24 protein-coding genes and 1 pseudogene are annotated in these 19,473 nt (G+C 41.0%); 18 read left to right on the top strand and 7 right to left on the bottom strand.

Annotated features, from left to right (window positions below; translation table 11 throughout):
• Nucleotides 1–7: 7 nt before the first annotated feature.
• From LD028_RS11695 to LD028_RS11670, 6 genes are all read left to right on the top strand, one after another.
• Complete coding sequence (locus tag LD028_RS11695) at nt 8–826, top strand: sulfite exporter TauE/SafE family protein (protein ID WP_237811904.1); 819 nt, start codon at nt 8–10, stop codon at nt 824–826.
• A 22-nt stretch (nt 827–848) separates the two neighbouring features.
• Nucleotides 849–2,240 carry a bifunctional metallophosphatase/5'-nucleotidase gene (locus tag LD028_RS11690; RefSeq protein WP_237811903.1) on the top strand — a complete coding sequence of 464 codons (1,392 nt, stop codon included), beginning with the start codon at nt 849–851 and terminating at the stop codon, nt 2,238–2,240.
• A gap of 53 nt (nt 2,241–2,293) precedes the next feature.
• Entirely contained in the window at nt 2,294–2,596 is a 303-nt protein-coding gene (locus LD028_RS11685; protein WP_077429567.1) for a YunC family protein, read from the top strand.
• Between the two features lie 51 nt (nt 2,597–2,647).
• Nucleotides 2,648–3,394, top strand: coding sequence for a sporulation protein YunB (gene yunB, locus LD028_RS11680; RefSeq protein WP_237811902.1), 747 nt, complete (start codon nt 2,648–2,650; stop codon nt 3,392–3,394).
• 186 nt (nt 3,395–3,580) lie between these two features.
• Entirely contained in the window at nt 3,581–5,092 is a 1,512-nt protein-coding gene (locus LD028_RS11675) for a sodium-dependent transporter (RefSeq protein ID WP_237811901.1), read from the top strand.
• Nucleotides 5,092–5,196, top strand: coding sequence for a methionine/alanine import family NSS transporter small subunit (locus tag LD028_RS11670; protein ID WP_237811900.1), 105 nt, complete (start codon nt 5,092–5,094; stop codon nt 5,194–5,196). The genes LD028_RS11675 and LD028_RS11670 overlap by 1 nt, the downstream gene beginning before the upstream one ends.
• 19 nt (nt 5,197–5,215) lie before the next feature.
• On the opposite strand, the gene LD028_RS11665 is transcribed toward LD028_RS11670, so the two are convergent.
• Complete coding sequence (locus LD028_RS11665; RefSeq protein ID WP_309240406.1) at nt 5,216–6,187, bottom strand: M23 family metallopeptidase; 972 nt, start codon at nt 6,185–6,187, stop codon at nt 5,216–5,218.
• A gap of 155 nt (nt 6,188–6,342) precedes the next feature.
• Here LD028_RS11665 and lipA point away from each other — a divergent pair, with 155 nt between their 5' ends.
• The gene (gene lipA, locus LD028_RS11660) at nt 6,343–7,227 is read left to right on the top strand and encodes a lipoyl synthase (RefSeq protein WP_035020614.1); all 885 of its coding nucleotides are present in this window, start codon (nt 6,343–6,345) and stop codon (nt 7,225–7,227) included.
• A 50-nt stretch (nt 7,228–7,277) separates the two neighbouring features.
• Here lipA and LD028_RS11655 read toward each other — a convergent pair whose 3' ends face one another.
• Nucleotides 7,278–7,910 carry a YhcN/YlaJ family sporulation lipoprotein gene (locus tag LD028_RS11655; RefSeq protein ID WP_004892383.1) on the bottom strand — a complete coding sequence of 211 codons (633 nt, stop codon included), beginning with the start codon at nt 7,908–7,910 and terminating at the stop codon, nt 7,278–7,280.
• A 111-nt stretch (nt 7,911–8,021) separates the two neighbouring features.
• Between LD028_RS11655 and LD028_RS11650 the strand changes: the two genes are divergently transcribed.
• Nucleotides 8,022–8,297 carry a YutD family protein gene (locus tag LD028_RS11650; RefSeq protein ID WP_237811899.1) on the top strand — a complete coding sequence of 92 codons (276 nt, stop codon included), beginning with the start codon at nt 8,022–8,024 and terminating at the stop codon, nt 8,295–8,297.
• A 22-nt stretch (nt 8,298–8,319) separates the two neighbouring features.
• Here the strand turns inward: LD028_RS11650 and LD028_RS11645 are convergent.
• Nucleotides 8,320–8,591 (bottom strand): annotated as a pseudogene (locus LD028_RS11645) (cytosolic protein).
• Between the two features lie 37 nt (nt 8,592–8,628).
• The gene (locus tag LD028_RS11640; protein WP_035018914.1) at nt 8,629–8,895 is read right to left on the bottom strand and encodes a DUF3055 domain-containing protein; all 267 of its coding nucleotides are present in this window, start codon (nt 8,893–8,895) and stop codon (nt 8,629–8,631) included.
• A 113-nt stretch (nt 8,896–9,008) separates the two neighbouring features.
• Between LD028_RS11640 and LD028_RS11635 the strand changes: the two genes are divergently transcribed.
• The 3 genes from LD028_RS11635 (at nt 9,009) to LD028_RS11625 (ending at nt 10,995) form a co-directional block, all read left to right on the top strand.
• The gene (locus LD028_RS11635) at nt 9,009–9,449 is read left to right on the top strand and encodes a DUF86 domain-containing protein (RefSeq protein WP_237811975.1); all 441 of its coding nucleotides are present in this window, start codon (nt 9,009–9,011) and stop codon (nt 9,447–9,449) included.
• Nucleotides 9,450–9,499: 50 nt separating this feature from the next.
• Nucleotides 9,500–10,132 carry a helix-turn-helix transcriptional regulator gene (locus tag LD028_RS11630; protein ID WP_128999755.1) on the top strand — a complete coding sequence of 211 codons (633 nt, stop codon included), beginning with the start codon at nt 9,500–9,502 and terminating at the stop codon, nt 10,130–10,132.
• Between the two features lie 92 nt (nt 10,133–10,224).
• A complete protein-coding gene (locus LD028_RS11625) occupies nt 10,225–10,995 on the top strand; it encodes a TIGR01457 family HAD-type hydrolase (protein WP_237811898.1) in 771 nt (256 codons plus the stop codon).
• Nucleotides 10,996–11,098: 103 nt separating this feature from the next.
• Here LD028_RS11625 and LD028_RS11620 read toward each other — a convergent pair whose 3' ends face one another.
• On the bottom strand, nt 11,099–11,596 hold the full coding sequence (locus LD028_RS11620; RefSeq protein WP_237810689.1) for a phosphatidylglycerophosphatase A family protein: 498 nt from the start codon (nt 11,594–11,596) through the stop codon (nt 11,099–11,101).
• 133 nt (nt 11,597–11,729) lie between these two features.
• On the opposite strand from LD028_RS11620, the gene yutH reads away from it, so the two are divergent.
• The 5 genes from yutH (at nt 11,730) to thrB (ending at nt 17,111) form a co-directional block, all read left to right on the top strand.
• A complete protein-coding gene (gene yutH / locus LD028_RS11615) occupies nt 11,730–12,668 on the top strand; it encodes a spore coat putative kinase YutH (RefSeq protein ID WP_237810688.1) in 939 nt (312 codons plus the stop codon).
• Nucleotides 12,669–12,715: 47 nt separating this feature from the next.
• Nucleotides 12,716–13,678, top strand: coding sequence for a 2-hydroxyacid dehydrogenase (locus LD028_RS11610; RefSeq protein ID WP_237810687.1), 963 nt, complete (start codon nt 12,716–12,718; stop codon nt 13,676–13,678).
• 162 nt (nt 13,679–13,840) lie between these two features.
• A complete protein-coding gene (locus tag LD028_RS11605) occupies nt 13,841–15,142 on the top strand; it encodes a homoserine dehydrogenase (RefSeq protein ID WP_035020619.1) in 1,302 nt (433 codons plus the stop codon).
• Nucleotides 15,142–16,200 carry a threonine synthase gene (gene thrC / locus LD028_RS11600; protein WP_237810686.1) on the top strand — a complete coding sequence of 353 codons (1,059 nt, stop codon included), beginning with the start codon at nt 15,142–15,144 and terminating at the stop codon, nt 16,198–16,200. The genes LD028_RS11605 and thrC overlap by 1 nt, the downstream gene beginning before the upstream one ends.
• Nucleotides 16,197–17,111 (top strand): homoserine kinase, encoded by a 915-nt coding sequence (thrB, locus tag LD028_RS11595; RefSeq protein ID WP_237810685.1) that lies wholly within the window; start codon nt 16,197–16,199, stop codon nt 17,109–17,111. The genes thrC and thrB overlap by 4 nt, the downstream gene beginning before the upstream one ends.
• Nucleotides 17,112–17,150: 39 nt before the next feature.
• On the opposite strand, the gene LD028_RS11590 is transcribed toward thrB, so the two are convergent.
• On the bottom strand, nt 17,151–17,387 hold the full coding sequence (locus LD028_RS11590) for a NifU family protein (protein ID WP_003398276.1): 237 nt from the start codon (nt 17,385–17,387) through the stop codon (nt 17,151–17,153).
• 95 nt (nt 17,388–17,482) lie between these two features.
• Here LD028_RS11590 and LD028_RS11585 point away from each other — a divergent pair, with 95 nt between their 5' ends.
• Nucleotides 17,483–17,788, top strand: a complete 306-nt coding sequence (locus LD028_RS11585) for a YuzD family protein (protein ID WP_193330541.1) — start codon at nt 17,483–17,485, stop codon at nt 17,786–17,788.
• 125 nt (nt 17,789–17,913) lie between these two features.
• Here LD028_RS11585 and LD028_RS11580 read toward each other — a convergent pair whose 3' ends face one another.
• Nucleotides 17,914–18,981, bottom strand: coding sequence for an NAD(P)/FAD-dependent oxidoreductase (locus tag LD028_RS11580; RefSeq protein WP_237810684.1), 1,068 nt, complete (start codon nt 18,979–18,981; stop codon nt 17,914–17,916).
• A 166-nt stretch (nt 18,982–19,147) separates the two neighbouring features.
• Here LD028_RS11580 and LD028_RS11575 point away from each other — a divergent pair, with 166 nt between their 5' ends.
• On the top strand, nt 19,148–19,387 hold the full coding sequence (locus LD028_RS11575; RefSeq protein WP_237810683.1) for a YuzB family protein: 240 nt from the start codon (nt 19,148–19,150) through the stop codon (nt 19,385–19,387).
• Nucleotides 19,388–19,473: the final 86 nt, after the last annotated feature.

Raw genomic sequence — 19,473 nt, 5'->3', positions numbered from 1 at the left:
GATGAAAATGGAATACATACTTCTGTTAGTGATTGGTTTTTTAGCAGGAACGATCGGCAGTCTTGTCGGTTTAGGGGGAGGGGTCATTATCGTTCCCGCGCTTCTTTTTTTAAGCACTGCACATGTATTGCCAGCGATTTCACCACAAATGGCGGTTGGTACATCGCTTGTCGTCATTATTTTTAATGGATTGTCATCAACTTTAACGTATATGAAGCATAAAATGGTGGACTATAAAAGCGGTTTGTTTTTTTTCATCGGTAGTGGACCGGGGGCAATGCTTGGTGCATGGGTAAATCAACATGTGCATATGCAACATTTTTCGCTTTATTTCGGATTATTTTTAATTGCTGTTTCTTTTTTACTTATGTTTCAATCGCGGTTATCACCGTCTAAGAAGCGAACGTTTCCTATGATGCGCACATATGTCACGAATGAAGGGGAGGAAGTGACGTACGGGTATCATCCGCTCATCGCCACATTCATTGCATTTGTTGTCGGATTTGTCGGTGGTTTTTTTGGTATTGGCGGTGGATCGCTGATGGTGCCTGCGATGATTTTATTATTTTTGTTTCCTCCCCACGTAGCCATTGCGACATCGATGTTTATCGTTTTTTTATCATCCATTGTTAGCTCACTAACTCATGTGTTTATAGGAAATGTTGCATGGACGTTTGCGCTTTCGCTTATTCCGGGTGTATGGATTGGAGCGAAATGTGGGGTATGGCTGAATCGGCGATTAAAAGGAAAAACGGTCGTCATGCTATTGCGAACGGTGCTTATTTTACTCGGTGTTCGTCTAATCGTTCAAGGACTTGGATTGTAAAAAGAAAGGTGTGTTGCAAACGTTGAGGGAGACGATACATATTTATCATACAAACGATATGCATAGCCATTTTGAACGATGGCCGAAAATTGTTCGTTATTTGCAAAGCGAGAGAAGAAGGCATAAGAAAAACTACGAGCATATGGTTTTGCTTGATATAGGTGATTTTATTGATCGGTTTCATCCATTGACAGAAGCATCAGACGGAAAAGCAAATGTCATTCTTTTAAACGATGCAGCATACGATGCTGTCACGATTGGAAATAATGAAGGAATTACGCTGAGTCATAAACAGCTCGATACGTTATATGCACATGCTAAATTCCCTGTGATTGTTGCGAATGTTTTTTATGAAAACGGAGAACGTCCACATTGGATGAAGCCGTATGTCATCATGACGTTTGGATGTGTTCGCGTGGCGTTTATTGGGGTGACCGTTCCGTTTCAGACGTTTTATGAGCTGCTTGGATGGCGTGTTGCGGATCCATTTGAGACGGTCGCTCAGCTTGTGGAAGAGCTTTCGGAAAAAGTGGACGCGGTCGTTTTATTATCTCACTTAGGCATAAATGATGATGAAAAAATGGCAGGAATGTTCCCACAATTGACAGCGATTTTAGGTGGTCATACCCATCATGTATTTGAGCATGGCAAATGGGTGAATGGAACGTTACTCTGTGGAGCGGGGAAGTTTGGGCATTATGTTGGGCATGTCACGTTGATGATCGATCAAAAAAGTCGAAAAGTAGATATGAAGGCGCGTGTACAACATACGGAAGCGTTAGAATATGAATGCGAAGAAACAAAACAAAAATTAGATGATATGATTGCACAATCTGCTTGTGTGTTAGCTCAGCCGATTGTACAATTGCGAGAGACGCTACATATTGATTGGTTTGCCCCGTCTCCATTGGCAACCATTCTTGCGCAAGCGTTAAACGAATGGTGTGAGGGCGATGTAGCGATGGTGAATGCCGGGGTGCTACTGTCTTCTCTCGAAAAAGGTGTTGTGACGAAAGGAGACATCCACCGCATTTGTCCACATCCGATTAATCCATGCAAAGTATATTTGCGAGGAAGCGAATTGAAAGAAGTTATTTTACAAGCGGAAACTGAACAAATGAAACAGTTACGGCTGAAAGGATTTGGATTTCGTGGTGAAGTAATGGGACAAATGGTATATGACCGCATTACTGTTGAAAAAGAACAACTGATAGATGGTCAAGCACACGTGCGCCGCATTTTGATTCATCATCAACCAATTGAAGAACAAAAAACGTATGCGGTAGCGACAATTGATATGTTTACGTTCGGACATTTATATCCAGAAATATATCGAGCGAAAAAACAATATTATATGCCAGAAATGTTGCGTGATGTGCTTGCGTGGAAGCTAAAAAACATGTATCAATCGTAGGCACCCTTCGTTCCTTTATTCATACATTGAATAAAGGAAAGGAGCGTGAATATATGATTGAGGTAAAACCGTTATGGATTAACGGAGAACCGTTTACAGCGATTTCTGTTCAGTTGCCTAAAACAACGCTATTAGCTGTTGCAAATGATAAAGGATACATTATGTGCGGGGCGTTAGATGTAGCGCTGTTAAACGAAAAATTGCGTGATCGCGGTATTATCGCAGGAAGGGCGGTAGGAGTGCGAACAATTGACCAACTGTTAGAAGCACCGCTTGAGTCTGTCACTTTTGCGGCTGAACAATTAGGGATCTCACGTGGAATGAAAGGAAAAGACGCTTTGCTTCTCATGAAATAAAATAATAATCCCCTGCTTGATCGCATACATATAGCGTGAGAGGGGGGATTTTTGTTGTATCAGCAACTACGCAAAAGAAGAAAACCGCTACCCGTCCGCTATATATTTTTAATAACGTTCGTTTTTTTTATTATTTCGACTGTTGCGAGCCTTTGGTTTATTAATAGAGGAATTGAGCCGACTTTAATGGCAATTGCGGAAAAAGAAACGCGTCGTTTAGCGAATTTAGTGATTAATAATGCAATTAATCAACAAATCGCGGAAGACGATTTTAATGTCGACAACTTTATTAAAATTGAAAAAGATGAGCATGGAAAAATTTCTGCGATCGATTTTAATGCGACCGTTGTAAATCGTGTGTTAGCCAAAACGACCAACCGAGTACAACGAAATTTAAAAGCAGCATCAGAAGGAAAGCTGTCGGCTCTTGAGTTTCCAGACGTTCAAATTGAAACAGAAAAAGAACAAGGGATCATTTATTATATCCCGCTCGGACAAGCAACAAATAACGTACTATTAGGAAATTTAGGACCACGTATTCCAGTTCGTTTTTATGTTATTGGGGATGTCCATTCAGACGTCAATAAAAACATTCGGCCGTTTGGAATTAATAACGCTTTAATAGAAATAGCAATTCATATCGAAGTCAACGTGCAAATTATTATTCCATTTGCAACAAAAACAGCAACGATTCAAAATGATATCCCTGTGGCGATTCAAATCATTCAAGGGGAAGTTCCACAGTTTTATAATCAAGGTGGAGATGGGAATACGTCCATTGAACTTCCTGTTCAATAATAAAAAATTCTGAAAATTTTATTTTTTGAAATATTATTTTGACAAAAGGCTTGTCCGTTGATATACTTAAAATTAAAATGAAACAAAAAAGTCTGAAAAATTAAAATAATCGAACGAGGAGGTGCTCGTATTTTTTCTACGTGACCATACAAAAAAGTTCGGAATGACTAAGGAGGTAATCTTACTATGGAAAATCGTCAACAATGGGGCACGCGTGCTGGTTTTATTTTAGCAGCAGCTGGCTCGGCAATTGGATTAGGGAACATTTGGAGGTTTCCGGCCGTCGCATATGAAAACGGTGGAGGGGCGTTCTTCTTCCCATATTTATTTGCTCTATTAACAGCAGGAATTCCGATCCTTATATTGGAATTTGCGCTCGGACATAAGTATCGTGGTTCAGCGCCATTAACATTTGCTCGTCTCAGCAAAGGAGCGGAATGGATCGGTTGGTGGCAAGTACTTATTTCATTCGTTATTTCAACGTATTATTCCGTCGTTATTGCATGGGCGATGTCTTATACGTATTTTGCATTTACATCAAAATGGGGAGAAAATACAGGGGACTTTTTATTCGGTGAGTATTTGAAGCTAGCAGAAACACCGGGTACGTTCGGAAGTTTAGTTCCAGCTGTTTTAATTCCACTTCTTCTTGTTTGGACTATTAACTTGGCGGTCTTATATAAAGGTGTTCGTAAAGGAATTGAAGCAGCAAATAAAATTTTCTTACCAACGCTTATCGTTCTTTTCTTTATCATCGTCATTCGTGCGGTTACGCTTGATGGAGCAGTTGAAGGATTAAATGCATTTTTCAAACCAAATTGGGATCAAATTATGAATGGAAAAGTATGGCTTGCTGCATATAGCCAAATTTTCTTTAGCTTATCGATTGCATTCGCTATTATGATTACTTATTCGAGCTATTTACCAAAAAAATCGGATATTACGAATAACGCATTTATTACCGGTTTTGCAAACTCCGGATTCGAGTTATTAGCTGGTATTGGCGTATTTAGCGTCCTTGGCTTTTTAGCGCAGCAGCAAGGTGTTGAAGTAAGCGAGGTTGTTAAAGGTGGCGTTGGATTGGCGTTTGTCGTCTTCCCGCAAATTATTAACCAATTTCCTGCGTTCAATGAGCTTTTCGGGGTATTATTTTTCCTTTCGCTAACATTAGCGGGACTCACATCGCTTATTTCTATTTCAGAGACGTATGTTTCAGCGGTTCAAGAAAAATTTGGTATATCCCGTACAAAAGCAGTTCTTGGCGGCGGCGGAGTGGCTGCACTGATCGCGCTCATATTTGCTTCGAACGGAGGATTGTACTTCTTAGATGTCGTTGACTACTTTATCAACAACTTCGGCGTTGCGCTTGTTGGCTTAGTTGAAGTCGTGACGATTGCATGGGTATTAAAACAACTTAACGCGCTTCAAACACACGCAAACAGCGTATCAGATATTATGATCGGCGCGTGGTGGAAAGTTTCGCTCTCTGTTGTTACACCAATCGTGTTAGGTTATATGATGTTCGATAGCATGAAAACAAACTTGAAAGAAAACTATGGCGGATACGATACGCTCTTTGTTGTGAAGTATGGCTGGACGATTGCAGCGCTCGTCATTGTTCTCGGTTTTGTCCTTTCAGTAAAACGTTGGAAAGATGGTGTATTGTCCGTTCCAACGGATAAGGAGGTTTCGAGCTGATGGAAACAAGTGCATTAATTATGATGTTTGTCGGTATGATTATTATTTGGGGAGGTTTTGCAGCGAGCGTTGCTCATGCAGTAAAGAAAAGCCGTCAATCATAAAAAAGATGAGGGGAAATCCTCATCTTTTTTTCATGCGTTCTTGTCGCTCCCATTGTTTTAAATAAGGATAAGGATCAAACGACCATTCCGTATAGCCGTTATCTTTATACATGCCATAGTGGAGATGCGGTGGGAATTTACCTGACGTTCCAGGTGGACCGTATCCCGAGCTACCAACCGACCCGATTAACATACCAGGCTCTACAATCATTCCTTCCTCTAAACCGTTAGCGAATCCGTTTAAGTGTGCGAAGTAATGATACGTATTGTTTATATCGCGAATACCGATACGCCATCCTCCATATTTGTTCCATCCTTTTAATTCAACGATGCCGTAACACGTTGAACGAACTGGTGTGCCGTAATGAGCAAAAATGTCTGTTCCTTCATGAATACGTCGTCCACCCCAGCCGCGTGCATCTCCCCATGTACTCCGATAGCTATATTCAAATCGTCTTGGAATTGGGAAGGCATATTGATCGAGTTGTATTGTCCCAAAATGTTTATATAGCTTCACTTTTCCTAAAATGATATCGACGGTTTTGCTTCGCTCATAATAATCCCATAGCGCCATTTTAATATGTGTATGATCCGTGCCATATGATCGTAAAAAGCGAGCGAATGCAAATAATACGTCTTCATCGTTTGTCCGATCAGCGATACCGTCTCCATTTCCATCTATCCCTATGCCACCGAATTGGCTAATGGTAAACGGGTTTTGATCTTCTTGATTTTTGTTGAGTGGACCCGCCCAGCGTTCCGGGGGAATATAAATGCCAATGACTCCTGTTGGTTTCGGTAGATCTCTACGTGCTTGGCGAACACTTCGTTCATATTGATCAACAGCGGCGAAATAGTACCATGGAATGAAAGAAATCGCTTCGGCCTTTTTATAAAGTTCCATTCGTTTCTCGTACAAATCATTTGGTGCAGCAGCGAATGATTGTAGCGGAATGAGAAGAAGAAAGATGATGCACCATAATGTTTTCACGCGTTCTTGCTCCTTTCTCCGATATTCATATCATTAGTTTGGGGTAATCGACTGTTTTCATAAATAAAAAATGTTGGAAAAACAAACTGTTTTGTATTGTGAGGCAATAACTCGTATAATGGGTAATGTACATTAACGAGTGGAGCGTGAAAAACATGTCAACAAAAGAACAGCACCTTCGCAAACCAGAATGGTTAAAAATAAAGTTAAATACGAACGAACATTATACAGGTTTAAAAAAAATGATGCGCGAAAAACAATTGCACACCGTATGCGAAGAAGCCCGTTGTCCAAATATTCATGAATGTTGGGCGGTTCGCCGAACAGCAACGTTTATGATTTTGGGTGATGTATGTACGCGCGCTTGTCGCTTTTGTGCCGTTAAAACAGGTTTGCCAACGGAGCTAGATTGGCAAGAACCAGAGCGTGTTGCTGAATCCGTTCGTCTAATGAATTTAAAACATGTCGTTGTGACTGCTGTAGCGCGCGATGATTTAAAAGATGGTGGGGCAGCTGTATTTGCGGAGACAGTTCGCGCCATTCGTCGTAAAAATCCATTGACGACGATCGAAGTATTGCCGTCTGACATGGGTGGCGTGTATGAAAACTTAAAAACGCTAATGGATGCGCGTCCAGATATTTTGAACCATAATATTGAGACGGTTCGTCGCCTTACTCCACGTGTGCGTGCGCGTGCCACGTATGAACGTTCACTCGAATTTTTACGCCGTGCAAAAGAAATGCAACCGGACATTCCAACGAAATCTAGTTTAATGGTCGGGCTTGGTGAAACAAAAGAAGAAATTTTAGAAGCTATGGACGATTTACGAGCCGTAGGAGTCAACATTTTAACGATTGGACAATATTTACAACCAACGAAAAAACATTTGAAAGTGGAGAAATATTATCATCCGCATGAGTTTATGGAATTAAAAGAGATTGCACTAGCGAAAGGATTTAGCCATTGTGAGTCCGGTCCGCTCGTTCGCTCTTCTTATCATGCAGATGAACAAGTACAATCAGCAAAAATAAATGAGTAACGGTACGAAAGAGGATGTCCTCACGATGTAAGCAGGACATCCTCCTCCATTTATTGCATCATGTTCATTTCTTCGCGTTGCACGCCATTTTCGTTTTCCCCGCTACTTACTTTTCTTCCTTGTGGTGATTTAAGCATTTCTTTAATTGTCTGTTGTAAAATTTGATCGATATTTCGGCTATTAGCGTCTAAACGTCCGAAGCGCTCAATATCTTGAAACATGCGCGGATTGTCTGAAACATATACGTGATAATAACGTGGAACGACAGAAATAGCTGTTTTTTTCACTTGATCGGCCGTTTCAAACCGATTTGTACTATCTGTTTTGTAAACGACGAACACTGTATCGTCTGTGACGAGCGTTCCAACGTCATAAACGTTCGGAAGCTGTGTACACAATTTGCTAATTAAGTCCGCAACGTTTTCACGGTTTAATACTGGAATGGTCGCATATTGTGTCGTGTCCCCTGGAATAGGACTTTTTTGATGACGGACGTAACCGAAATTAGTCAGTCGTGAATCCATCCCATTTTTTACGCCATGTTCGTTATATAAATCGTTTCGTGAACGGACGTTAATGGTGGTTCCGCTTTTTTCATACAAGGATGTGGATTCATTCATTTGAGCACAGCCAGATAATAAAACGATGGTGCTAATCCCTGTCCATAACCATGTATTACGCAAAGTAACTCCCCCCTTCTTTTTTATTATTCGTTTTATGGAAAGGATCATAATGGTGATTGCCTGGGAGAAAGACATGTTTTATGATAGAAATGGGAAGAAGAGGTGAGAACTATGATTTGCGTTCATAATACATGTTACGAGCTCGTGGAAAATGTGCGTAACGGGTTCAATGAAGAAGCGTTTCGTGCTCGCTACACAGACATTTTAAATAAATATGACTACATTGTCGGTGATTGGGGATATAACCAACTTCGTTTGCGAGGCTTTTTTGATGACCATAATCAAAAGGCGACATATGATACGAAAATAAGTACGTTATCGGACTATTTGTTTGAATATTGTAATTTTGGATGTGCATATTTTGTGTTGCGGAAAGTGAAAAAATAGGTCAGAACACCTGACCTATTTTTTATGAATATGGTTGTTGTCCGTTCTCGTCTGGATCGTCATGAACGGGATGTGCCCCTGGATCTTGGCCGGAATATTTTGATGGAGCGATTTGTACTCATAATTAAAAGCACTATAATATCGCTGTCCTTCTTGCCACGGGGTACTTTTATTTTGTACCGGCTCATGTTCACCACGCGGCGCACCATATGGACCTTCAGGCAACGTCTCTGGAACGAGAAAATTTTTTCTCGCTTCTACCGTTGAAAAATCATGATATGTCTCATCGGTCATACGAACGCTTCCTTTCGTTTTTTACATAGCGTATCCTTTAACCGACGATTTCATGTAAAAAATTTCGCAGTTCATTTGCTTCCTCTTCATTGATATTGTATGCATGTTCAATATATCCTGGTTCTTGTAAGTCGTCTGAACCGATAATGGCAAACCGATTACTTTGTAAATCAAGAACAAGCACTTTCCCGTAAAAGCGGTCTGTTTGGACGATCGCTAAATCGAACCGTTCATTTTTGCCAACGAAGCTGACAAAACGTGTTTTCGTATCGACTGTATCATCATATAAAAAGAAACGTTCCATATTCAAACCTCCATATGTTTTTGTTTGCTTCTTCATCTTAACAAATTTCTGTTAGATGTGTAAAAGAAAGCGCTATGATACAATAAAATAAAACACTGAGAGGAAGATGGATGATGTATTTTGTTGATCGTCAAAAAATCGAAAAAACATTGCAATATATGGAGCAAATCGTTCATTATGTGGAACAACCGTTTCATACACCGATCGAGAAACTCGCGCTTGAGCGCATTGCACATGTCATTATTGAATCTATTATTGATGTAGGAAACTCAATGATTGATGGTTTTATTATGCGCGATCCAGGGAGTTATGAGGACATTATTGAAATTTTAGTCGATGAACGTGTCCTTTCAGCTGAAGATGGAGAAGCGCTAAAACAAATCATTCATTTCCGTAAAAAGCTCGTTCAACAATACATCGCTGTGCCTCATGACGAATTGTTGGAAGTGTTGCAACGTCATAAGCATGTTCTTCTTTCTTTTCCGCATGCTATTCGCACATACTTACATAATGAACTAGGTCCAGTGTCTGCCTTTTTAAACGAAAATGTTTAAAAATTGTGTGTATAGGGAAAATCGTATAAAATGGAAGAGGGTGAAAATTGATGCGAAAAAAAACCTCTTCTACAAAAGAGCAAATTTTAAAAATGTTAAAAGTGCAAAAACGATTGACTGTCGGTGAGATGGCGGAACAATTGCAAATTACAGAAATGGCTGTCCGCCGTCATTTAAGTGCATTAGAGCGTGAAGAATTGATCGAATCGACGCTTGTTCGCCAGCCGATGGGAAGGCCAACGAACGTATATCAGTTGAGCGCAAAAGGACATCAACGGTTTCCACGCCATTATCAACAAACGATGCTTGATTTTTTAGCTGATTTAGAACAGATGGGCGGGAAGCAAATTGTAGCAGATTTGTTTCAAAATCGACAAGAGCGAATGAGAAAACTATACGAACAACAATTTGGTGATAAATCGTTTGATGAAAAAATAAAAGAACTTGTGGCGGTACAAAATGAGCACGGATATATGTCAGAGTTGTTACAGTACGATGACGGTTCATTCGAGTTAGTGGAACATAACTGTCCGATTGCAGAGGTTGCCCAAGCGTATCCGATTGCTTGTGAGTGCGAACGGAAGTTGTTTGAGACGCTTATTCACGAGGCGGACATTGTGCCAAAAACATGTTTAGCTGATGGGGATGATGCGTGTCGTTACCATATTAAGCGAAAAAAATGAACAATCGTTGACAGTTGCTGCTCTCTTTTTGACAAAAATAGTTGTTTTGCGTTAAAGTTTGAACGTGCAAGTTGTCAAAAGGAGTGGCAAAAGTGAAAACGTATAAAGGATATTTAATTGATTTAGATGGTACGATGTATCGCGGGACCGAACGAATTGAAGAGGCGTGTGCGCTTGTGCATCGCCTTCATGAAAAGGGTATTCCGTATTTGTTTGTCACGAATAATTCTTCACGCACGCCAGAACAAGTAGCTGAAAAGCTACGGAATTTTGGCATCCCTGCAACGAAAGAACAAGTATTTACAACAAGTCAAGCAACGGCCAATTACATTTATGAAAAGAAGCCGAATGCTTCTGTGTATGTGATTGGAGAAGATGGCATTCGTCGAGCGCTTGAAGAAAAAGGGTTTACATTTGCGAATGAAGATGCAGAAGTTGTTGTAATGGGCATTGATCGCAGCATTAATTATGAAAAATTAGCGATCGCCTGCTTGGCTGTTCGCAACGGAGCGATGTTTATTTCGACAAATGGAGACATTGCGATTCCAACAGAGCGTGGACTTCTACCTGGAAACGGTTCACTTACATCTGTTGTCGCTGTATCTACACAGACGAAACCCATTTTTATTGGGAAGCCAGAAAAAATTATTATGGAACAAGCGCTTGAAGTGCTCGGTGTGCCGAAAGAAGAAACGTTAATGATCGGGGATAACTACGATACAGATATTATGGCGGGAATGAATGCCGGAATAGATACACTTCTCGTTCATACAGGCGTGACGACGAAAGAAATGTTACAAACGTATGACCGACAACCGACGTATGTCGTCGATTCGCTACAAGAATGGATGGAACGTATATAGAAAAGGCTAACCCTAGAACGCAAATGCGTCTCGGGGTTAGCCTTGTTTTTTGTTATAAAATATGCAACTTTATATCGACTAGCGGTGAAGGGGAAACAATCATTTATTCAACGTGGGCTGCGCGATGCGCTAAGCGACTCGAAGCGGCAGCGGCAATTGCTCCGACAATATCATCTAAAAACGTATGACATTTGCCAGACGATTTATCATTCAATTGTTGTAAAATACCTGGCTTTTGTTTATCGATGTAACCGTAATTTGTAAAACCAATGGAACCATATACGTTAACGATGGATAAAGCTAAAATTTCATCGACTCCATACAGTCCTTCGTCTTTTTCGATAAACGATTGAAGAGGCTCTTCCAACAATCCTTTTTCCGCTAAAATATCGAGCTGAATGCCGGTAAATAGCGCATTTTGCACTTCGCGTTTTGCAATGACTCGATTGACGTTATGAATACATTCGTCCATTTGTAAGTCAGGATGATATTTAGATTGTAAATAATAAACGAGTTCCGCAATATGTTCAATTGTTACTCCGCGATCTGCGAGCCATTGTCGTGCGATTTGCTCCATTTTTCCTATTTTCTTTTCCTCCATCCAACTTCACCTATTTCATTTTTTATTTTTTACAATGTATGTGCTTTTTTTATGAAACGTGCGTTTATTTCCTCTCTCATATGAAGTTTATACGTATTTTTTAAACATATACATGAAAGAAGGAGGGATGTGCATGGATTATTATTTTCGTGTCGATCATATGGAAACAAAAAATGATCGTTTTCTTGTTCGAAGTGGAAATGACATATATGTTGCGATACCGACGGATGAGAGAGAAAGCGACATACAGCAGTTATACTACGTGGCGATGTATATGCGAACGCAAGGTGACGAAACGATTGCGACGTTGCTTCCGACGAAGACAGGTCGATTTGTTGGAAAGTTACAAGGGATGCAAGTCAGTGTGTGGAAAATGGAAAAGAGAAATGAAACAGACGATTTAGCACAACAGCTTGCATTATTTCATCAGCGCGGGCGCACATATCCGTACGATGTTTCCACAAGAAACCGATTCGGGCAATGGGGCGAGCTGTGGGGACAACGTATTGATCAATTAGAACAGTTTTGGCAATTGCAAGTGAGATCGTCTGAAAAAAGTGAAATGGACGAATTGTTTATTGAGACATTTCCGTATTACTTAGGTTTAGCCGAAAATGCGATTCAGTATGTCGTAGATACGCAATTAGACGAAGTTCCAATGCGTAGCGATATGCGAACCATTTGTCATGAACAATTTGCGCCTGAAGCATGGGAGATGGGGAAAATACCGACGGATTGGGTGTGTGACCATGCAGGTCGCGATATAGCAGAATGGATACGAACGCAATGGCTTATCAAACAAGTAGATGAAACGATTACGCATTTTTTACGGACGTATGAACGGGTGCAAACACTTAGTCGTTTTGCTTGGCGGATGATTTATGCCCGCTTACTATTCCCACTTCATTATTTTCAAGCAATTGAAAACTATTACGGAGCAGCAGGAGACATAAGACAAGGCTATGAACAGCAATTGAGACAAGTGTTTGAAGAGAGTGATATGTATGAACAAAAACTTCGCCATTTTCATGATATGACTACTGTTTCCATTCCTCGTCTTGACTGGTTATAAATGTGCTACAATAAAACGGAGGACAATGTGCGAAAGGGGTTAAAAAGATGGGAAGACCGTATGTGTTTATTACAAGAAAATTACCGGACGATATTGTTGCTCCGTTATACGACAAATATGATGTAAACATGTGGCCACATGAGCATCTTGTTGTTCCACGCGACATATTGCTTCAAGAAGCAAATCGGGCGGAAGCGCTGATTACGATGCTATCTGATCGCATTGATGAGGAGCTATTAAAAAACAGCCCTAATCTACGCGTTGTTGCGAACGTAGCAGTCGGTTACGACAATATTGATGTAAACGCAGCGACAAAACGCGGGATTATTGTTTGTAACACGCCTGATGTGTTGACAGAAACGACGGCGGATTTGACATTCGCTTTATTGTTAGCAACAGCAAGGAGGTTAGTTGAAGCAACAGAGTTTATAAAAAGAGGAGAATGGAAAAGTTGGAGCCCGCTGTTACTTGCCGGGACAGATGTTCACCACAAAACGATTGGAATTGTCGGTATGGGGAAAATCGGGCAAGCTGTTGCGCATCGAGCGAAAGGGTTTCATATGCGCGTGTTATACTATAATCGTTCACGAAATATTGAAGCGGAACAAACGCTTGGTGCAACGTATTGTTCGTTTGACGAGTTGCTTGAGCAAGCAGATTTTGTTGTCTGTTTAACTCCTTTAACGAACGAAACGTATCAATTGTTTAATCGTGAAGCATTTATGAAAATGAAGCGGTCAGCCATTTTTATTAACGCTGGTCGTGGAGCGGTTGTTGATGAAAAAGCGCTGTATGATGCATTAATTGACGGACAAATTGCTGGTGCAGGATTAGATGTATTTGTAGAAGAACCGATTCGTGCGGATCATCCACTTTTACAATTGCCTAACGTTGTTGTGCTACCACATATTGGAAGTGCAACGAAGGAGACGAGATATGCAATGATGCAACTATGTTGTCGCAATGTGATAGCTGTCTTAGAAGGGAGAGAACCTTATACTCCTGTGTAGAGCCAAAGGGCTCTTTTTTTATTTTTTAGAAAATTTTTAAACATAAAGCGTTTTCATATGGTACGATAATGAAAATAAGGATTGTAAAAGAAATAGAGATCCTCTATAATGTCTACTATATAAAAACAAATGTTCATTACAGAAAAACAAGAGGTGGGGAAGATGGTAAAAAGCGTATCAGTTGGATTGTTAGGATTAGGAACGGTTGGTAGTGGAGTGGTCAAAATTATTAAAAATCATCAAGATAAATTGATGCATCAAATTGGCTGTCCTGTTGAAATAAAAAAAGTCGCTGTGCGTGATCGTGATAAAAAAAGAGATGTCGTCCTGCCAGAAGCAGTATTAACGACGAACGTCGAAGAAGTAATTAACGACCCGGACATTGATGTTGTCATTGAAGTCATGGGAGGCATTGAAGAAACGCGCCAATATATATTACAAGCATTAAAAAATGGAAAGCATGTCGTTACAGCGAATAAAGATTTAATGGCATTATACGGTACGGAGTTGCTCTCCGTTGCGTCTGAGTACGGTTGTGACTTATTTTATGAAGCAAGTGTAGCAGGAGGCATTCCAATTTTACGCAGCCTTGTGGACGGATTAGCTTCTGACCGCATTACGAAAATGATGGGGATTGTCAACGGAACGACAAATTACATTTTAACAAAAATGAGTAAATTCAACCGACCATATGAAGAAGTATTAGCGGAGGCGCAAGCGCTTGGTTATGCGGAAGCAGATCCGACGTCAGACGTAGAAGGACTAGATGCGGCACGGAAAATGGCAATTTTAGCTCGGCTTGGCTTTTCGATGAATATTGATTTACAAGATGTATACGTAAAAGGGATTACTGGGATTACGGAAGAAGATTTAAACTATAGCAAACGGCTCGGTTATACAATGAAATTAATCGGTATTGCCCATCGAGATGGAGAGAAAGTTGAAGTGAGTGTACAACCGACATTGCTACCGGAAACGCATCCACTTGCGTCTGTAAACGATGAATATAATGCAGTTTACGTTTATGGTGAAGCGGTCGGAGAGACGATGTTTTACGGTCCGGGGGCAGGAAGTTTGCCGACAGCAACGTCTGTTGTGTCCGATTTAGTTGCCGTCATGAAAAATATGCGTCTTGGGGTGAATGGAAGAAGTGCAGTTACTCCGCAATACGATAAGCAGTTAAAAGACGATAGCGAAATATACTCGAAATATTTTTTACGCATTCATGTGAAAGATCAAGTGGGAGCGTTTGCGAAAATTACATCGCTCTTTTCAGAACGGGGAGTAAGTTTCGAGAAAATTTTACAACTTCCTTTAAAACAAAAAGATTTAGCTGAAATTGTACTCGTTACACATCAAGCGTCCTTAAAAGATTATCGTGATGTATTGCAGCAATTGCGTGATTTAGAAGTTGTCGAAGAAGTGAAAAGCTCGTATCGCGTAGAAGGGGAAGGTGCATTGTAATGTGGAAAGGGTTGTTACATCATTATCGTGACTATTTGCCAGTGACCGATCAAACGCCGCTGTTATCGTTAAATGAAGGAAATACGCCACTCATTCCGCTTATTCATTTGTCTGAAAAACTCGGCATCGAGTTATATGTTAAAACAGAGGGGGCAAACCCAACAGGATCGTTTAAAGATCGCGGAATGGTGATGGCTGTCGCTAAGGCAAAGGAAGAAGGAAGCGATACGATCATTTGTGCTTCGACAGGTAACACGTCCGCTGCGGCTGCGGCGTATGCTGCGAGGGCGAATATGCGTTGCATCATCGTCATTCCTGATGGAAAAATTGCGCTTGGGAAGTTGGCACAAGCGGTTATGTATGGAGCGGAAATTGTTGTGATTCAAGGAAATTTCGATCATGCGCTAAAAATGGTGCGCCGTTTGAGCGAGCTGGCTCCGGTCACGCTTGTTAATTCGGTCAATCCGTATCGCATCGAAGGGCAAAAAACCGCAGCGTTTGAAATTTGCGAACAACTCGGGCAGGCGCCAGATATTCTTGCCATACCAGTTGGAAATGCAGGAAATATTACAGCGTATTGGAAAGGGTTTAAGGAATTTCATGAGAAGCATGGCACAAAATTACCAGAAATGCGCGGATTTGAAGCGGAAGGGGCGGCGGCGATTGTACGTAATAAAGTGATCGAAAATCCTGAAACGATTGCAACAGCAATTCGAATTGGTAACCCAGCGAGTTGGGAATATGCTGTTCAAGCTGCGAATGAATCAGGTGGAAAAATTGATGAAGTAACAGACGAACAAATTTTAAATGCGTATCGTCTACTTGCACGCGAAGAAGGAATATTTGCAGAACCTGCTTCGTGCGCATCTGTTGCAGGTGTAATGAAGCAAGTAGAAAGTGGAGAAATTGCAAAAGGAAGCCGTGTTGTTGCCGTTCTTACAGGAAATGGGTTGAAAGATCCGAATGTAGCGATGGAAGCGATGAAAGTTCAACCGATCGTCTTGCCGAATGATGAGGAAGCGGTGTTTGCGCATATTCAAGGAGCTGTTCTTCAATGAATGATGGGGAGATGTTAAAAATTGTCGTTCCAGGAAGCACAGCCAACCTCGGCCCTGGCTTTGACTCGATCGGATTAGCGGTATCGTTACATTTAACATTGGAAGTCGTGCGTGCAGAATCATGGGAATTTACCCCAAAAACAGATGAAGTAAAAAGCATTCCAACTGATGAAAGTAATTTAATTTATCAAGTAGCAAGTAAATTAGCAAGCGAGTATGGTGTAACGTTGCCGCCTTGTCACGTATTTGTCTCAAGCAATATTCCGTTTACTCGTGGGCTTGGTAGCAGTGCTGCAGCCATTGTGGCTGCTATTGAGTTGGCGAATGAGTTAGGATGTCTTTGTTTGTCGCAAGAAGAGAAAATGCGGGCAGCGAGCGTATACGAAGGGCATCCTGATAATGTTGGCGCCTCTTTGTATGGGGGGCTAGTGATCGGTAGTCATTTAAATGAACGTACACATGTTGTGAACATCCCACATATACCGATTGATTTAATAGCTGTCATTCCAACATATGAACTGGAAACGAAAAAATCTCGTACCGTTCTCCCGAGCGCATTTACGCGTGCGCAGGCGGTAGAAGCAAGCGCAATTAGTAATGTTCTTGTAGCTGCATTGCTTACACACAACTGGTCGCTTGTTGGTGAAATGATGGATGCCGATGTATTTCATCAACCATATCGGGAAAGTCTCGTGCCTGAATTGCAACATGTTCGTACGGTGGCGAAACGAAATGGCGCCTTTGGTGTTGCATTAAGCGGTGCTGGTCCGACGGTGCTATGTTTTGCGGAACGAGGGCAAGGAGAGAAAGTATATCATGCGTTGAAAGTGGCGTTTCCGTATAGCGATGTTCGGATGTTGTCAGTAGAGGAGACAGGTAGCTGTGTATATAAAATGGCGTTAGAGAAATGAAAAGGGTGCCCAATCATTTTTTGGACACCCTTTTTGCTGTTAGAACACTTGTTCAACTTCAACAACGCCAGGGACTTCTTCAAGCAATGCGCGCTCGATTCCGGCTTTTAACGTAATTGTGGAGCTTGGGCAGCTACCGCATGCGCCGAGAAGGCGAAGTTTAACAACTCCATCTTCTACATCAACTAATTCGCAATCTCCGCCGTCGCGAAGTAAAAATGGGCGAAGTTTGTCTAATACTTCTTGCACTTGTTGTTTAATATCTTGATCTGCCATTTTCATCGACTCCTTTCACTAATTTTATTATAATCATCATGATGAAAAAAATCTATTCACGTTACTTAACTTTTTTCCAGGGGAGAGGATGAATGATGATCGAAATATGTGTGTATGGAGCGGATATGATTTGTGCTTCTTGTGTCGGTGCTCCGTCATCAAAAGATACGTATGAATGGCTTCAAGCTGCTGTTTCGCGAAAATATCCGAACCATTCATTTCAGTTTGTGTATGTTGATATTTTTTCACCACCAGAAGATGATGAAAAGCGTCAGTTTGCGCAAAAGATCATCGATGAAGATTTATTTTATCCGGTTGTTGTTATTGATGGTGAGATTGTTGACGAAGGAAATCCGAAATTAAAAAACATTTATGAAGCGATTGAAAAAAGGGCGAAATAACTCGCCCTCATTCATTTTACAAAACACAAATCAGTAATTTGTGCTTCATGTTCAATGGAACGTTTGGAAATCATATCTAACATACGCTCTTGTCTTTTCTGAATTTGTACGAAAAATGTAGGAAATTAATATCCATTATGGTATTTGTACATCCATAAAACACCTGATTTTAGAAGGCGTGGGACGCGACCGGTTAGTGGACGATCAGCAACGAGACCAAATCCATGCTTTTTGCCTAATGATCCTAAAACGCCTTTTAATTTAATTGGTGGAAATTCGCTTGGTGGTTCTTCGCCTTTCCACCGCTTTTGCAACACTTGGGCGATTTGTTCTGCCTGACCTTCAGCAAGTTGAGCGCTCGGGGCATGTGGTAAGCTTGCACAGTCCCCAACGACGTATACATTTTCTATATTCGGTATGTGATGTCTAGGTGTTAACACAACACGTCCTTGATTGTCTTTTTCAACATTCAGTTCGCGGACGACGCGATTCGGTTGAATGCCGGCAGTCCACACAATCGCATCACAGTGGATAGCTTCATCGTGGTTATACAACGTATGTTCTTCGACTTTTGTAATATTGGATTGGCGAATAAGCTCAACACCATGTGAATGAAACCATTGTTCTACGTAATGACTTAGCCGTTCAGGGAACATAGACAAAATACGTGTGCCGCGATCAAACAGTTTCACGTGTAAATCTGGACGACTCTCTACTAGCTCGCTTGCCAACTCCACACCGCTTAATCCAGCTCCAACGACGCCGACAATGCTATGCGGTGGGAGATTGCTTAGCTTTTGGTACGTTTCTCTTGCTTTATCGATAGTTTGAATGCTATAAGTAAAAATGTCTGCACCGGGGACACCGTGATATTTGTCTTCACAACCTAATCCGATGACTAAGTCATCGTACGGAATACACGTCCCATCTTGAAGGTGAACGACTTCGTGATGAAGATCAATTTTTTGGACCTCACCAAACACATAAGAGAGGCGAGGGTGTTCTGGGAACGGGACGCGAATATGCTGGTCGCTAATCGTCCCAGCAGCCAAAGCGTAATATTCGGTTTTTAAGCAATGGTATGGAATGCGATCAATTAATGTAATATAAATATGTTCTGGTAAATTTGGAAGTATGCGGAGTAAAATGCGCATATTTCCGTATCCGCCGCCAAGTAGCACGAGGTTTCTCATGGAAGATTTCCCCTTTTGATAAAATTCGACCATTAAAAGTATAACGAAATTGTGACAAAATAACAACATTTTTTCGAGAAACATGAATGATTAAGGTGTTTTTTTGACAGTAATATTACATCATTTTTTATGAAAGTGTTATAATGATAAGATTGGGGTGAATATAGTGTTAAAACCGATTGTTGAATTTTGTATAAGCAATTTAGCAAATGGTTCCCAACGTGCCCTAGAGCAATTAGAGAAAGATCCTAACTTAGATATTATTGAATATGGCTGTTTAGGGTATTGTGGGAAATGTGCCAATACGTTGTTTGCGATGGTAAATGGGGATATTGTCACAGCAGAGAATGCGGATCAACTTGTCGAACGAGTTTATGCATATATTGAGGAAAATCCAATGTTTTAGGGGGCTATTGTGCCCCCTCAGCTTGTCGACAAAGTCGACAAGCTGTTTTAATATATAGGTATAAGGGTATAGGAGGGGGAAATCGG

It is taken from the genome of Anoxybacillus sp. LAT27 (genome assembly GCF_022030075.1).
GTDB lineage: Bacteria > Bacillota > Bacilli > Bacillales > Anoxybacillaceae > Anoxybacillus > Anoxybacillus kestanbolensis.
The sequence above is the reverse complement of the archived record's forward strand: the minus strand, read 5'-3'. Positions and strand labels throughout refer to the sequence as shown.

Coding starts and splice junctions, on each gene's coding strand:
- LD028_RS11695 (WP_237811904.1), top strand. CDS start 8: ATGGAATACATACTTCTGTTAGTGATTGGTTTTTTAGCAGGAACGATC.
- LD028_RS11685 (WP_077429567.1), top strand. CDS start 2,294: ATGATTGAGGTAAAACCGTTATGGATTAACGGAGAACCGTTTACAGCG.
- LD028_RS11675 (WP_237811901.1), top strand. CDS start 3,581: ATGGAAAATCGTCAACAATGGGGCACGCGTGCTGGTTTTATTTTAGCA.
- LD028_RS11670 (WP_237811900.1), top strand. CDS start 5,092: ATGGAAACAAGTGCATTAATTATGATGTTTGTCGGTATGATTATTATT.
- lipA (WP_035020614.1), top strand. CDS start 6,343: ATGTCAACAAAAGAACAGCACCTTCGCAAACCAGAATGGTTAAAAATA.
- LD028_RS11650 (WP_237811899.1), top strand. CDS start 8,022: ATGATTTGCGTTCATAATACATGTTACGAGCTCGTGGAAAATGTGCGT.
- LD028_RS11640 (WP_035018914.1), bottom strand. CDS start 8,895: ATGGAACGTTTCTTTTTATATGATGATACAGTCGATACGAAAACACGT.
- LD028_RS11635 (WP_237811975.1), top strand. CDS start 9,009: ATGTATTTTGTTGATCGTCAAAAAATCGAAAAAACATTGCAATATATG.
- LD028_RS11630 (WP_128999755.1), top strand. CDS start 9,500: ATGCGAAAAAAAACCTCTTCTACAAAAGAGCAAATTTTAAAAATGTTA.
- LD028_RS11620 (WP_237810689.1), bottom strand. CDS start 11,596: ATGGAGGAAAAGAAAATAGGAAAAATGGAGCAAATCGCACGACAATGG.
- yutH (WP_237810688.1), top strand. CDS start 11,730: ATGGATTATTATTTTCGTGTCGATCATATGGAAACAAAAAATGATCGT.
- LD028_RS11610 (WP_237810687.1), top strand. CDS start 12,716: ATGGGAAGACCGTATGTGTTTATTACAAGAAAATTACCGGACGATATT.
- LD028_RS11605 (WP_035020619.1), top strand. CDS start 13,841: ATGGTAAAAAGCGTATCAGTTGGATTGTTAGGATTAGGAACGGTTGGT.
- thrC (WP_237810686.1), top strand. CDS start 15,142: ATGTGGAAAGGGTTGTTACATCATTATCGTGACTATTTGCCAGTGACC.
- thrB (WP_237810685.1), top strand. CDS start 16,197: ATGAATGATGGGGAGATGTTAAAAATTGTCGTTCCAGGAAGCACAGCC.
- LD028_RS11590 (WP_003398276.1), bottom strand. CDS start 17,387: ATGGCAGATCAAGATATTAAACAACAAGTGCAAGAAGTATTAGACAAA.
- LD028_RS11585 (WP_193330541.1), top strand. CDS start 17,483: ATGATCGAAATATGTGTGTATGGAGCGGATATGATTTGTGCTTCTTGT.
- LD028_RS11580 (WP_237810684.1), bottom strand. CDS start 18,981: ATGAGAAACCTCGTGCTACTTGGCGGCGGATACGGAAATATGCGCATT.